This window comes from Nonomuraea sp. NPDC059007 (assembly GCF_042740555.1).
Classification (GTDB): domain Bacteria; phylum Actinomycetota; class Actinomycetes; order Streptosporangiales; family Streptosporangiaceae; genus Nonomuraea.
Window position 1 is genome coordinate 67,572 of record NZ_JBHYJD010000049.1, and the last position, 13,479, is coordinate 81,050.

The window sequence follows — 13,479 nt, forward strand, 5'->3', positions numbered from 1 at the left end:
TTTACCCGGATCTTGCCTAGCCTTCATGACATGACGGACTGGGTGGTTGACCTCATGGAGACCCTGGGCGCGCCAGGGGCGGGCCTCGCGATCGCGCTGGAGAACCTTTTTCCCCCGCTGCCAAGTGAGGTGATCCTGCCACTGTCCGGTTTCACCGCCAGCCGAGGTGAGATGGATCTCATCGACGCACTGGTGTGGACGACGCTGGGCTCGGTGGTGGGGGCGCTGGCGCTGTACTGGGTGGGCGCCATGCTGGGCCGCGAACGCACGCTGCGCCTGGCGGGCAAGCTGCCGCTGGTGAAGATCTCCGACATCGAGAAGACCGAGGCCTGGTTCCAGAAGCACGGGAAGAAGACGGTCTTCTTCGGGCGGATGATCCCCATCTTCCGCAGCCTCATCTCGGTCCCGGCCGGTGTGGAGCGGATGCCGCTGCCCACCTTCACCGTGCTCACGCTGGCAGGCAGCGCGATCTGGAATTCCATCTTCGTGCTCGCCGGTTACTACCTGGGGGAGAGCTGGCACCTGGTCGAGGCGTACGTGGGCATCGGGAGCAAGGTGGTGCTCGGCCTCGCGGTGCTCGCCGTCCTGGTCTTCATCGGCATGCGGCTCAGCGAACGGCGAAAGGGCAAGCATGGAGCGCGCCGCTGACGCGCTGCGCCTGCTCTGGGAGATCGCGCTCGGCGCCCTCACCGCGGTGGCCGAGCTCGTCTTCCTGATCGTCGCCGCGCCGGTCCACGCCCTCCGGAAGGCGGGCGGGGCCACCTCGCCCACCGCGCTGGACCGGGCGGCGCTGTGGCTCGCGCGGACCGAGGCCCGGCGGCTGCGGGTGCCGGTGGACGAACTCGCCGACGCCGGGCGGGCCATGGCCTACCTGGCGGCGCGGGTGCCGCTCGGCCTGCTCGGCGGCCTCGTCCTGTCGCTGCTGGAACTCGGAATCGCGACCGGAACCCGCGCGAGCTGGGCGTGGATGCACAACGAGCCGTACGACGGGATGATGCCCACAGTCCCGCTGCTGCTCTACCTCGGCCTCATCGGCATCGTGCTGCTTTTCCTCGATATTTCAGGACTCGTGGGCGTACGCGTGGTCGAGCGCCGCCTGGCCCGCAGAATGCTCGCCCCCGACCCCACCGCCGCGCTCATCCGGCGCATCGAGCAACTGGCCGAGACCAGGGCCGGCATCGTGGCCGCCGTCGACGCCGAGCGGCGCAGGATCGAGCGCGACCTGCACGACGGGCTGCAGCAACGCCTGGTCGCGCTGTCCATGCTCATCGGCCGTGCCCGCCGGGGCGGCAAGACCGAACTGATGGTCCAGGCGCACGAGGACGCGCAACGGGCGCTGGCCGAACTCCGCGAGGTCGCCTGGCGCGTCTACCCCAGCGGGCTGGACACCCTCGGCCTGGCCGAGGCGCTGGCCGGGGTCGCCGAACGCTCGAGCGTCCCCGTGCACATCCGCTGCGACCTGGCCGTGCGCCCGCCGATGGCCGTCGAGACCGCCGCCTACTTCGTGGTCTCGGAAACGGTGACGAACGCCGCCAAGCACGCCGCGGCCACCGGCGTGAGCGTGGAGATCCGGCAGGACGGGACAATGGTCGTCGTGCGTATCGAAGACGACGGATGCGGCGGAGCCGTACCCACGGGCGGGGGACTGTCCGGGCTGGCCCGGCGGGTGGCCGCGATCGACGGCAGGCTCCTCGTGGACAGCCCGGCCGGCGGCCCCACCGTGATCACCGCGGAGCTGCCATGCGGGTGATCCTGGCCGAGGACTCGACGCTGCTGCGCGAGGGCCTCGTACGGCTGCTGCACGAGGAAGGCCACGAGGTACCCGCGGCCGTCGGCGACGGGCAGGCGCTCATCGAGGCCGTCGAGGCGCACGAGCCGGAGATCGTCGTCGTGGACGTGCGCATGCCGCCCACCCACACCGACGAGGGCCTGCGCGCGGCGCTGGAGATCCGGCGCCGATGGCCGTCGGTCAAGGTCCTGGTCCTGTCGCAGTACGTGGAGAAGAAGTACGCCACCGAGCTCATGACCGGCAGCGTCGACGGCGTCGGCTACCTGCTGAAGGACCGGGTGGCGCAGGTGGCCGACTTCCTCGACGCGCTGGAACGGGTGGGGGAGGGCGGCGCCGCCTTCGACCCGGAGGTGGTCCGCCAGCTCCTGGCCCGCACCAGCCACACCGACCCGCTCTCCCGCCTGACCGCGCGCGAGCGGCAGGTGCTGGAGCAAATGGCCCAGGGGCTGACCAACGCCTCGATCGCCCAGGCGCTGCACGTCTCGCAGAGCGCGGTGGAAAAGCACGTCAACGCCGTCTTCGACAAGCTCGGCCTCTCCCACACCACCGGTTACAGCCGGCGCGTGCTGGCCGTACTCAGCTATCTGCAGTCGTGACGGGCAGGCTCGCCCGCACCTCGTAGCCGCCGCCGGGCAGCGGACCGGCCTCGACGCTGCCCCCGGCCCTGGCCAGGCGTTCCGACAGGCCGCGCAGGCCGCCGCCCGGCGGCCGGTCCCGATGCTTGGGCGCGCCGTCGTCGCGGACCGTGAGCGCGGCGTCGGCCACCTCGAAGACCGCGTGGGCGGCCGTGCTGTGGCGCAGGATGTTCGTGGCCGCCTCGCGGGCCACCCACGACAGCAGCGCCTCGGCCTGCGCGGAGCGCGTCGCGCCGTCGCGGCGCACGACCACCTCCACGCCCGCCGCCTCCAGCGCCTCGCGGACGCGTTCCAGCTCCACCGCCAGGCTGACCTCGCGGTAGCCGGTCACCGCCTCGCGTACCTCGGTCAGCGCCTGCCTGCCCACCGACTCGATGTCGGACGCCTGCCGCGCCGCCTGCTCGGGATCGCGTACGGCCAGCCGCCGCACCGCCTCCGCCTTCACCACGATCACCGAGAGCGTGTGGCCGAGCAGGTCGTGCAGATCCCGGGAGAAGCGCAATCGTTCCTCGGCCACCGCCGCCTCGGCCAGCCGTTCCCGGGTGCGGTTCAGCTCGGCGATCACGACGTGCAGCCGCAAAAACGCCGCCATCACCACGCCCGTGCTGAACGACCCCCAGGCGAAGCCCATGATCGGCCCGATCCCCTCGCCGCCGCGCCACACCGCGAACGCGGTCACGGCCGCCAGCGCGCCCAGCGCGAGCTGTACGGCGCGGCCCTGAAGCACCAGCGCGCAGGCCAGCGCGAGCAGCGGGAACAGGTAGAACCAGCCGTTCGCGTAGACCAGCGCCATGCCCGTCACCACGGCCGCCATCGCCGCCACCACCCAGCGGGCGGCGGCGACCGGCAGCGGGGACAGGATCAGCATCGCGTACAGGCCGAGCGTGAGCGCCAGCCCCGCCCAGGCCGGCCACACCGGCTGGTAGACCCCGGCCAGACAGTCCCAGAGCACGCCCACGCCCAGCAGGCCGAAGCCGAGGAAGCCCTTGAGTCCGGGCCGGGCGTGGCCGGGGCGATCACCTTGCATCCGTCCACCGTAGGCTGGGTTGATGAGCCTCAGGTACGCCGCCGTGGCCGTCGAGCTGGACGCACCGGCCGAGGACGTCTTCGCCCTCATCACCGACTGGCCCCGCCACCACGAGTGGATGTTCATGACCGACGCCTGGCAGGCCGGGCCTGACATGATCGAGGCTTACACCGGGATCAGGCCGTTCGGCTTCCTCGACACGATGACGATCACCCACTGGGACCCGCCGCGCCGGGTGCGGGTGGAGCACACCGGCGCGATCGTGCGCGGGGAGGGCGCCTTCCGGGTACGGCCGCTCGGCCCGCGGTGGTGCCGGGTGGTGTGGGCCGAGCGGGTCGAGGTGCCCCGGTGGGCGCTGCCGGGCTGGCCGGTGGTGCACGCGGCGACCGTGTTGCTGGCCCGGCGGTCGCTGCTCAGGCTGGGGGAACTGGCTCAGCGCTGAGGCGCGTCCTGTTCGTCGTTCGGCAGCGCTTCGTCGTTGAAGGGCGGCTCGTCGTCGTTGGGCGGAGCTTCTTCGTCGCTCGGGGGCTCTTCGCTGGGTGGCGGCTCGCCGCCGCCGAAGCGGGCGGTGTTGAGCGGCGTGAACGGCGTCTGCGGCACGCCCTTCAGCGCGTCCGTCATCGTCTCCTGCCAGATCGGCCCGGCGATGGTGGCCCCGGCCACCAGGCCGTAGTACCGGCCGCCGATCGTGACGCCGGTCAGCTTGTAGCGCTGCGCGCCGCGCAGGTCGCCGATGCTGACCGCGGCCGCCAGATCAGGGGTGAATCCGGCGAACCAGGCCGCCGCGTAGTCGTCGGTCGTGCCCGTCTTGCCCGCGGCCGGACGTCCGATGCCGCCCACCCCGCGCATCGTGCCCTTGGTGAACACCCCCGACAGCACGTGCGCGGTCGCGTCGGCCACCTCGGGGTCGATCGCCTGGCGGCATTCCGGCTCGTAGGCGGTCTTCTTGCCGTCGCGGTCGGTGATCGCGGTGATGGCCATCGGCGCGCAGTACTTGCCCCGGGCGCCCAGCGCCGCGTACGAGGCGGCCACCGTCACCGGGTCGCTCTCGTTGATCCCGAGCGTGAACGTCTGGTATTCGCCCAGCGGCTTGCCGTCGGCCCGCTTGCTGCCGAGCGCCTTGGCGGTCTTGACCGTCTCGCAGAGCCCGACCCGCTGCTCCAGCTCCAGGAAGAACGTGTTGACCGAGCCCCAGGTCCCGGTCTGCAGCGTCTTGTACCCGCCGGAGCCCTCGTCGTTGGTGACGGTGTGCGTGGGGTCGCCGACGTTGCCGCCCTTGCAGTTCTTGAACGTGGAGTAGCCGGGGGCGCGGTATCCGGCTCCCACGGTCATCCCGTCGTTGACCCGCATGCCCTGCTGCAGCGCCGTGACCAGCGTGAACGTCTTGTACGTCGAGCCGGGCTGGAAGCCGGTCCCGCCGCCGTGGGCGACGTCGGCCACCAGGTTGTAGGACATCTGGTTCTTGCCGCTGCCGTACTCGCGGCTGGCCGCCATCGCCTTGATCTTGCCGGTGCCCGGCTGGATGAGCGCCTCGGCGGCCACGGGGTTGTCGGTGGCGTACACCCGCTTCTTGATCGCGCGGTCGGCCGCGGCCTGCATGCGGCGGTCGAGCGTGGTGCGGATCGTCAGCCCGCCGCGCTCCAGGAAGTGCTTGCGGGCGGTCCTGGTCTTGCCGAAGGAGGGGTCGTTGAGGATCTCGTTGCGCGCGTACAGGCAGAAATAGGCGTACGGGCTGGACTCACAGCCGCCGGGCAGCGGCACGCCCTTGTAACCGAGCTTCTTGGCCTTGGCGGCCTCCGCGTCCTCCTTGGAGATCCTGCCGAGCCCGGCCATCCGGTCCAGGACGACGTTCCTGCGCTCCAGCAGCCGCGCGCGGTGGGCCTTGCTGACCGAGGGGTCGGTGTTGCTGGGCGACTGTACGGCTCCCGCCAGCGTGGCCGCCTGCCCGAGCGTGAGCTTGGCCGCCGGGACGCCGAAGAACCGCTTGGCGGCGGCTTCGACACCGTTGGCACCGGCGCCGAAGTACGCGATGTTCAGATACTTCTCGAGGATCTGGTCTTTGGTGTACTTCTGCTCCACGGACATGGCGTAGCGGAGCTCGTTGAGCTTGCGGGCGTAGCTGGTCTCCAGGGCCTTGGCCTTCTCCTCCTTGGTCCGGGCCTGGGTCAGGAGCACCTGCTTGACGTACTGCTGGGTGATCGTGGAGCCGCCCTCGCTGACCCCGCCCGCCGACAGGTTCTTGGCCAGCGCCCTGGCCATGCCCTGGAAGTCGATCGGGCCGTGCTCGTAGAAGCGGAAGTCCTCGATCGCGATGATCGCCGTCTTCATCGTCTCGGCCACGTCGGCCAGAGGGACGATCTCGCGGTACACCTCATAGAACTGCGCGATGGGCTTGCCGGCGGCGTCCAGAAGCGTGGACTTCTCCGCCAGCGGCGGCTCCTTGAGCTCCACCGGTTGCAGTTCGCCGGTAGCCGCCATGATCGCCATACCCGCGCCCCCGACGGGCAGCGCCCCCAACCCCGCCGCGACGACTCCGGCCGCCAGCCCCACCCCCGCCAGTTGCGCGACGCTCCGACCAGCCCGCTTCCCCACCCCGTGCCCCCCGTTCCCCGAAATGTCGCATCAAATAAGACCAGATCGGGCAGGGACATGTCCAAGACCGATATCCGCCATCCGGCGATGATGAAACGGCTATCGTCGCAGGTCTTTCAGCCCTTCCCGATGCCTCGATGGAACCTTGGCCCGCGAATGCCGGCAGGTTACCCAGCCCCACGAGACCCACCAACCCGCCCCTGTCGGATTACCCAGCACCCGCCTCTGCCAGGCCGCCCGGAACGCGGTTGGCGTGGCGGCTGTCCGGCAGACAGGTTGTCAGGCTGCCTGGTTGGCGGTTGGCGAATTGCTGAGAGGCGGTTGCCCGGCAGGCGGCTTCGAGGCGGGGCTGTTGGGTCTCCCAGGCGCGTGGTTGTCGGGCGGCTCGGCAGACGCGCTGTCAGGCCATCGCGGTGGGTGGTTGCCAGGTTGCCTGGGAGGTCGGTGCGGCCTGTCGATTGCCGGGCCGTTCGCCTATCGGACAGGATGCGAGGATGCGCTTTTCGATCAACATCCCGAACTTCGGGGAGTTCGCCGACGCCAGGAACGTGGCCAAGGTCGCCGCAGCCGCGGAAGAGTCCGGCTGGGACGCGTTGTTCGTCTGGGACCACGTGGTACACCGCAAGCAACGCACCCCCTTCGGCGACCCCTGGATGTTGTTGACCGCCGCCGCGCTGGCCACCACCCGTCTCCGGCTGGGCACGCTGGTCACCCCGGTGGCCAGGCGCCGCCCCCAGCAACTAGCCCGCCAGGTCGCCACCCTCGACTCCCTCAGCGGCGGCCGGGTCATCTTCGGCGCGGGCCTGGGCGCGCCGATCGAGGAGGAGTACGGCGCGTTCGGAGAGAGCACCGACCCGATCGAACTGGCCGCGCGCCTGGATGAGGGCCTCGACCTGATGGCGCGCTACTGGAGCGGCGAGCCGGTCACCCACAAGGGCCGCTTCTTCGAGGCCCATGACGTGGCGCTGCTACCGGCCACCGTTCAGCAGCCACGCCCGCCCGTGTGGGTGGCCGGATACTGGCCGAACCGCCGCCCCATGCGCCGCGCGGCCCGCTGGGACGGCGCGGTCCCGCTGTTCGAGTCCGCCAGGCACGGACAACCCCCACACGTGGAGGAGGTACGCGACCTGATCGCCTTCACCCGCGAAGAACGCGCCCGCCTGGACCGGACCGATCCCTTCGACATCGTCGCCGGCGGCGTCACCCCCACGGACTCCGCGCAGGCACGGGCCATCATCGCGCCCCTGATCGAGGAGGGCGTCACCTGGTGGGACGAACGCCAGCACATCGGCGGCGACACCCTGGACAAGCTGGTCCCAGTCATGCGCCGCATCGAACACGGCCCACCGGCCACCTGAAAAGAGACGGCAACCTCGCACAGCCGGTCGATGAGAGAGGCCACCAACCCCGTTGCGGCCGGCAGGAAAGGCGCGGACCCCTCGCGGTCGAGTAGGCGCCGAACCTTTCGTGGCCGGGCGGTGTAGGGCAGGTGTGAGGACGACGCGACGTGAACTGCTGGCCGGGGCGCTCGCCCTGGCCACCCTGCCCGCCCTGTCCGCCTGCGCCGGAACCCAGGCGGAACCAGCAGCCGCCAGACCCGCCGCCCACCCGGCCGGTCGGACTCGCGGGGACGCTGTATGCCAGGACCGCGTCCGGGCTGGTCGCGGTGGACCTGGCCACCGGCAGGCAGATCCGCGAGTACGGCGAGGCCGTACCGGATGCCGGCTGGAAGCGACTGCACCAGCTGAAGGACGGGCGCCTGCGCGTGCTCGACCTCCCCAGCGGCCAGGTGCGGCGCGAAACGCCCGTCAGCGGGGCGCAGGTCAAGGCCGTGTCCCGCTCGTGAGAGCTCGTCGCCGTCGCCTCCACTCCCTCCTCCACGCCGCCCTGCCCTGACAACCGCCCTTGCCTGCCCGGATTGGCCAACGGGGGAGACCTCACCTCGGCCTAGCGGCGGGCGGCTCCGGGCTGCTACACCGTGCCACCCGAGAACCCGCGCAATCCTGATCCGCACCGCCGAGGAGCACGATCCACCCGGCGGTCCCGAGTTCGAGGCCGCTGTCCAAGGTCGGGACGGAACCGGCCGCAGCGGTTGACGTATGCCCAGGACCGCAGCATCGGAGTTCGGCGTGTGCGCGGGTCTGACAGCGATCTGTGCGGGATCTGCCAGGGCCGCCGAGCACGCTGGCGGTCATGAACGCATTCGAAGCAGAAGGGCTGGTCAAACGCTTCGGCACGACCACCGCCCTGGCCGGAATAGACCTGGCCGCCCGCCAGGGCAGCGTGCTGGCGGTGCTCGGTCCCAACGGCGCGGGCAAGACCACGCACGGAATGTGACCTATTTGTGCCTTTGGGGGTGTCGGTTCGGGTTCGCTGGGGTTGGGTCATGTCTGTGTGTGTTTCCGGCTCGGTGGGCGGGTGGCAGGGGTGCGGCTACGGGCCGGGCTTGCTCGGGGGACGTGGGAGGGGTTGGCGGATCGTTGCGGTGGTGCTGGCCGGTGGGGCAAGATCAGAATTGTGGGGCCATACGCTGTATAGCAAGGAGGGGGGCTTGCACCCCGGACCGGTACCACCCTCCTGGCCCCACGATTGTGATCTTGGAGGGGTCCCCGCCGGACGGCTCCGAAACGATCCGGCAACGCCTCTGCAGTAGGTGTGCTACGGGCCTGCTGTTCCGGTCTGGTGGGTGTGCTGTTGGTGCCGGACGTGAGCGTGCGGGCCGTCTGAATGGCCGTAGGCCACCCCGTTGGGGCGAGCCTTTAGCGAGTTCAGCCGGCGCGGACGCGACCCCATTGACCTGGGCAGTCATTAGTACGGGCAGGGCGAGCGGCGGCAGGCGAGGTTTGGCAATGCTTCTCCTGGTTCAACGTGCGGCTAATCAGGGAAACCATCCGTAAAGGGCTAGTTCGGTTAGCCTGAAGGCGTCACGGTCCCTTTAGGAAGGCGGCACGTCATGTCGGCTGACGAATCAATGGGTAACCGGTTGAGAGACAAGAGACGCCTAAAGGGGTGGACTCAGGAGGATCTGGCGCACGCGGCGAATCTCAGCGTGCCCGTGGTAAAGAAGATCGAACAAGGTGGGAGTGCGCGCCTCGAAACACTCCATCAGCTTGCGCGTGCTCTAGGTGTTGTGACGCTTACCTTCGTCACTCCACGTTCCCCTGAACCGCGTGACGAAGATCATGACGCGGCTGTACTGGCAGAAATTCGAGCGGCGATCAATCCTCCGATCGGACTCCAGGGAACGCCTCTCTACGGTGGAGCTGATGACGATCTGGACTTGACGCGGCTCGATCAGGCAGTGGGGGCGATGACTCGCGCCTACCAAACGGATCGGTACGACGCCCTGGCGGAGATCCTTCCGGCGCTGGTCCGTTCGGCTCATCATCACGTTAACGGGCTCCCTGAGCGGGTGCGTTCGGATGCGTTGCGGACGCGGGCGAACATCGTGGGGCTTACCGGGCGCTACCTGATTCAGATTCGGGCCCATGACCTGGCGCTTACCGCGCTTCACGCTTCCTTGCGTGATGCTCTGGAGATCGACGACAAGCCGCTTGCAGCGGCAGCTATCAGCGGGCAGGCCCATGCGATGCTTCGACAAGGGCGGTTCGCGGAGGTTGAGCGACTGTGCTCGGATGCAGCGGACTCGCTCGAACCTCGGGTGTCGTCTGCGTCGGCTGATCAACTCGCGGCTTGGGGCTGGATGCTCCTGAGGGCTAGTGCGGCGGCAGCTCGTAACAACCGGCCTCAGGAAGCTCGGGAGTATCACGGGATGGCGGCTGCGGCGGCCGGGCCTCTCCAGAGAGAACACTGGACAGTAGACGCGAAGACGTTCGGGCCTCTCACTGTGCAGATGAAGCAGGCAGAGAACGCGCTGGTCGGCGGTGATCCGGGGGCTGCGCTCGAAATATCGGCAGGTCTACGGCGAAGCAGTGACATGACGGATGAGGAATGGGACCGCCACATGCTTGATGTGGCGCGAGCGCACAGTCAGACAAATGGTGCAGACCAGGCAGTAGGTGTATTGCTTGATCTACGTTCCAGTAGTCCTCATTGGCTGCGATATCAGCAGATGGCTCGCGATACGTTCCGTGACGTCATAGATTCCAGCTCGCGAGTACTCACAGATGATCAACGGTCGCTAGCTGACTACCTGGGAATTTACGAGTAAGGGCTACGTAGCATAGCCCCTCAGAAGCGCAGTACAGCGAAAGGGCTGTGCTGCGCTTCTGTTGTGTCTGGCCAATCGTTCTTACATTCACCAGTAAGTGTTCTCCGGGAGGTGAAATAAAGTGCGACCGGAGCGGCAGAGAGCGGAAACGCTCCACGGTCCATGGCCAAGCACACTCGAAGAACTACAAGCAACGCATGCTGGCCAGTGGGAGATCTGGCGGGAAGTTCTCGATGATCGGAGCCACGGCGACTGGTGCGCGGAGCGGATCAGTGACGGCGCTGTCGTGAGAAGTCCCTATTGGGAGCTGCTGTCACCGTCGATTGATCAGTATGACCGGCAGCACTTGAGTCTTCGGTGCCTGCCGGAGGCGGAGAGGCTCGCCGACAGCCCGGAACAGGGCAACGGATCTGGCGAAGCAATCGTGACCTAGAAGTAGGACGGCCCCGGAATCGCGGTGGTTGGACACCGGCCGGGGCCTTGATCGCACATCAGGAGGTGCGACCCGTGAACAACTCTAAGACCTACAAGACCCGTCTCACCCCGTGGCAGGAGGCCCGGATAGCGGAGGGCGCGGACTACGTGGTGACGTTGCGGTACACGTTCCTGATGCACCTGGCGTGGGACCTTCAGAATTTGGGTGTCGGGGTGTCGGTGCATCTGCCGTTCGGGCAGGAGATGTATGTGCGGGTTCCGGGGGCGGCGAACGACAAGCGGATCACGGCGGATCTGGAGAGCGGCGAGTGGTGGTTTAGCTGGGGCCACAACCGGAAGCGGCGGGTGGCGGCGGGCGCTGAGAATGCGGCTATGACCGTGTTGAGCGGGGTCGTGTGATGGGCGGCGTCGGGCCTGGGTTGCGCGGTGTCCGGCTGGTGAAGGTGACCCTTCTCGGACAGCCGTGGGCGGTGGGGGTGGCGCGTCGGTGTGTGGCGGGTGCCCTGGCGGGGAGGGGTCACGGGGATGCGGGGCGGGAGCTGGCGGAGCTGCTGACCTCGGAGGTGGTGACGAACGCTCTGGTTCATACGGCGTCGGGGGCGGGCGGGGAGTTCACGCTTGAGGCGTTTGAGGGGCGGGAGAGGGCGGGCGGGGCGCTGTCGGTGGTTGTGGTGGTCATCGATCAGGGGGCGGCTTCGTCGGTGCCTCGGCCACGTTCGGCAGATGCGTATGAGTGCACGGGGCGCGGGCTTGCCTTGGTGGCGGACCTGGCGGCGGCGTGGGGCTTCTGGCTGGATGAGGTGCGGATGCGGGGTGCGGTCTGGTTCGTGGTGGAGCTGGAGTCGGACGGCGCGGCGGTGGAGTCGGCGGCCGGGCGTGAGCTGGTGGCCGGGGGTGTGCGGTGAGCGGTGGCGCGGTGCAGGTGGGCGAGTGGGCGAAGATCATCGATGTACGGCATAGCCCGGAGGAGACGCAGCGTCACGAGGCGGTGCTGATGGGGTGTTTGGCGCTGGTGACGGGGGCGGTTGTGGGTGACTCGTTCGCGTATGTGCGGCTGAGTGAGGCGGTGCTGGACGGGCGGGCGGGGACGCCTCGGCGGCGGTGGGTGGTGGCGTGGGAGGACCTGACGTATGAGGCGGAGCCGGTGAAGCTGGTGCCGCTTGAGCAGCGCTACCAGCTTGGTGCGCAGGGCGGCGGGCCGGGGCGGGTGAGTCACGCGGTCGAGTACGGCTCGCCTGAGGGGGCGGAACGCGCGCTGGCGGTGTGCGGGGTCGGGGTGAAGCCGCTGTTTATCGACGACTGGGCGTTGCCGTTCTCGGCGGATGATCAGTATGCGTGCGAGGCGTGCGTGGCGGTGTATCGCAGGGGTTGAGCTGGGCGGCGGCGCGGTGAGCGAACATCTCACAAGAAGGGGTGTGAGTGTATGTGATCTCCCGCGTCGTCGCCCTCGGGTCGCGGATGGCGGGCTCATGGCGTCGCGCCTGCCATCCGCGTTAGATGTCCGGTGCCACGCTGTTTTACCCGACATAGGCAGCGTGGTACCGGGCGGGTCGGAGTGGTGGCATGCTCCTCTACCGCCGTAACCGGTGGGGATGACGGGCCTCAAGGAAGGCTCGGCGTCATCGCTTCGGCGAGGTGCGGCAGTGCGGTTGGTTTCCTGGATGGCCCCCAGAGACCGGGTCTCAAAGACCGTGGTCCCAACCGCGCTGCCGTACCGGCATGTTCGGAAGTGGTCAGAGAGGAGCGAACTATGCACGGTGCAAGGTTCAAGCTCTTAGCGACGGCGGTCCTCGTCCTCGGCGCGGCCCCGCAAAGCTGCGGCGGTAGCACGACCGATCCCCCGCCACCGCCCCCGGCTGCGGCGGTCGGCTGCTTTCAGGAGGTGGCCATAGAGGCGGTCAGGTTCGGCAGTGCGGCCCCCCGGGTGCGGGTGCAGGTCCATCAGAAGTGCTCGAACGCGTCAGTAATCGCGACTCAGGCCACGCACATCAGGGTGTCGTACAAGGAAAGCAGGTTCGGCGGGGAATGGCTCGACGTGGGTTCGCAACCGTTCACGGAGTTGCCGGGGCGGGAGCACACGTACTCCTACGCGCTGTCGCCGTGCAAGTCAGGGCGGTACAGGGCGCGGGTCGAACAGGCGGGCACGTTCGACACAGGCAAGGAGTTCCGTGCGTCGGACGAACAGACGGCGTCGGTGGACTGTGAGAACGCCCGGGACATCTCGTAGGTGGTCTAGAAAAGCCAGAGTCGGCGGCGGCGTCGGCGTCGGATCGCGCGCTGTTCCTCGATCCATTTCTCCCACTTGGCTACGCCATCGGGGTCTCCGCCGAACTGGCAACGCACCGATCCTGAACCGTGCGGGATCACGCCCAGCGCCCAGTAGGTGGCGGCCTCGGATGCCACGTGCGGAAGGTTCAAGGTGGTGTAGGCGGGGTCAGTCGTGAGGTCGGGTTCTTCGCCTGGCCAGACGCCCCAGCCGGATTGCCACCATGCGACGGTCCACACCTGCTCTGTCACAGCTTCGATGATACGGCGGGCGCCTGTTGGATGTTCGGCAATGTGGCAGGTAGGGGGCAATGGCGGGAGCGTCGCCCGCCTGCCGTCTGAATCGCCGTAGGCGACCCGTTAGGGCAGCGGAGCGCATGCGGAGCTAGTTCGGCCGGCGGGCGGCGCGGCGCGTCCAAGATCACGTTAGCCCGTCCCGCGGAATGGCGTCTGTTGATCTTGATGGTTGTTCGGCATTGGGAAGGATGGCTGTGTGCGTGCGCCCCGGTCGTGCCGGGGCTTGGCCGCTCGCCGGAGTCCGCCGCGCCGCGAACGGCCGCCAGGC

Annotated in this window: 14 protein-coding genes and 1 pseudogene; 12 read left to right on the forward strand and 3 right to left on the reverse strand. The window is 68.8% G+C overall.

Going from position 1 to position 13,479, the window contains the following annotated elements; genetic code table 11:
• The first annotated feature begins 30 nt into the window (after positions 1-30).
• From ACFWY5_RS47050 to ACFWY5_RS47060, 3 genes are read left to right on the forward strand one after another with little or no spacing between them, the layout of a single operon-like run.
• Positions 31-648, forward strand: a complete 618-nt coding sequence (locus tag ACFWY5_RS47050; RefSeq protein WP_379638783.1) for a DedA family protein — start codon at positions 31-33, stop codon at positions 646-648.
• On the forward strand, positions 632-1,750 hold the full coding sequence (locus tag ACFWY5_RS47055; protein WP_379638784.1) for a sensor histidine kinase: 1,119 nt from the start codon (positions 632-634) through the stop codon (positions 1,748-1,750). The genes ACFWY5_RS47050 and ACFWY5_RS47055 overlap by 17 nt, the downstream gene beginning before the upstream one ends.
• The gene (locus ACFWY5_RS47060) at positions 1,741-2,385 is read left to right on the forward strand and encodes a response regulator (RefSeq protein WP_379638785.1); all 645 of its coding nucleotides are present in this window, start codon (positions 1,741-1,743) and stop codon (positions 2,383-2,385) included. Before ACFWY5_RS47055 ends, ACFWY5_RS47060 begins: the two co-directional genes overlap by 10 nt.
• Here the strand turns inward: ACFWY5_RS47060 and ACFWY5_RS47065 are convergent.
• On the reverse strand, positions 2,366-3,451 hold the full coding sequence (locus tag ACFWY5_RS47065; protein WP_379638786.1) for a sensor histidine kinase: 1,086 nt from the start codon (positions 3,449-3,451) through the stop codon (positions 2,366-2,368). The two genes, ACFWY5_RS47060 and ACFWY5_RS47065, sit on opposite strands and share 20 nt — an antisense overlap.
• A 22-nt stretch (positions 3,452-3,473) precedes the next feature.
• Here ACFWY5_RS47065 and ACFWY5_RS47070 point away from each other — a divergent pair, with 22 nt between their 5' ends.
• Positions 3,474-3,893, forward strand: a complete 420-nt coding sequence (locus ACFWY5_RS47070) for an SRPBCC family protein (RefSeq protein ID WP_379638787.1) — start codon at positions 3,474-3,476, stop codon at positions 3,891-3,893.
• On the opposite strand, the gene ACFWY5_RS47075 is transcribed toward ACFWY5_RS47070, so the two are convergent.
• Positions 3,884-6,043, reverse strand: coding sequence for a transglycosylase domain-containing protein (locus tag ACFWY5_RS47075; protein WP_379638788.1), 2,160 nt, complete (start codon positions 6,041-6,043; stop codon positions 3,884-3,886). The genes ACFWY5_RS47070 and ACFWY5_RS47075 overlap by 10 nt on opposite strands.
• A 494-nt stretch (positions 6,044-6,537) precedes the next feature.
• On the opposite strand from ACFWY5_RS47075, the gene ACFWY5_RS47080 reads away from it, so the two are divergent.
• The 8 genes and pseudogenes from ACFWY5_RS47080 to ACFWY5_RS47115 all read left to right on the forward strand — a co-directional run bounded on the left by ACFWY5_RS47080 (position 6,538) and on the right by ACFWY5_RS47115 (position 12,876).
• Positions 6,538-7,401: an LLM class flavin-dependent oxidoreductase gene (locus ACFWY5_RS47080; RefSeq protein ID WP_379638789.1), complete on the forward strand. Its 864-nt coding sequence runs from the start codon at positions 6,538-6,540 to the stop codon at positions 7,399-7,401.
• A 149-nt stretch (positions 7,402-7,550) separates the two neighbouring features.
• Positions 7,551-7,889, forward strand: a complete 339-nt coding sequence (locus ACFWY5_RS47085) for a hypothetical protein (RefSeq protein ID WP_379638791.1) — start codon at positions 7,551-7,553, stop codon at positions 7,887-7,889.
• A 347-nt stretch (positions 7,890-8,236) separates the two neighbouring features.
• Positions 8,237-8,368, forward strand: a pseudogene (locus ACFWY5_RS47090) (daunorubicin/doxorubicin resistance ABC transporter ATP-binding protein DrrA); the annotation flags it as partial.
• A gap of 628 nt (positions 8,369-8,996) precedes the next feature.
• Positions 8,997-10,214, forward strand: coding sequence for a helix-turn-helix domain-containing protein (locus ACFWY5_RS47095; RefSeq protein WP_379624566.1), 1,218 nt, complete (start codon positions 8,997-8,999; stop codon positions 10,212-10,214).
• A 507-nt stretch (positions 10,215-10,721) separates the two neighbouring features.
• Entirely contained in the window at positions 10,722-11,048 is a 327-nt protein-coding gene (locus ACFWY5_RS47100; RefSeq protein WP_379624564.1) for a hypothetical protein, read from the forward strand.
• A 359-nt stretch (positions 11,049-11,407) separates the two neighbouring features.
• Entirely contained in the window at positions 11,408-11,554 is a 147-nt protein-coding gene (locus ACFWY5_RS47105) for a hypothetical protein (RefSeq protein WP_379624562.1), read from the forward strand.
• On the forward strand, positions 11,551-12,021 hold the full coding sequence (locus ACFWY5_RS47110; protein ID WP_379624560.1) for a hypothetical protein: 471 nt from the start codon (positions 11,551-11,553) through the stop codon (positions 12,019-12,021). Before ACFWY5_RS47105 ends, ACFWY5_RS47110 begins: the two co-directional genes overlap by 4 nt.
• A 378-nt stretch (positions 12,022-12,399) precedes the next feature.
• Positions 12,400-12,876, forward strand: a complete 477-nt coding sequence (locus ACFWY5_RS47115; protein WP_379624558.1) for a hypothetical protein — start codon at positions 12,400-12,402, stop codon at positions 12,874-12,876.
• A 5-nt stretch (positions 12,877-12,881) separates the two neighbouring features.
• Here the strand turns inward: ACFWY5_RS47115 and ACFWY5_RS47120 are convergent, their stop codons facing one another.
• Positions 12,882-13,166 carry a hypothetical protein gene (locus ACFWY5_RS47120; RefSeq protein WP_379624556.1) on the reverse strand — a complete coding sequence of 95 codons (285 nt, stop codon included), beginning with the start codon at positions 13,164-13,166 and terminating at the stop codon, positions 12,882-12,884.
• Positions 13,167-13,479 lie beyond the last annotated feature (313 nt).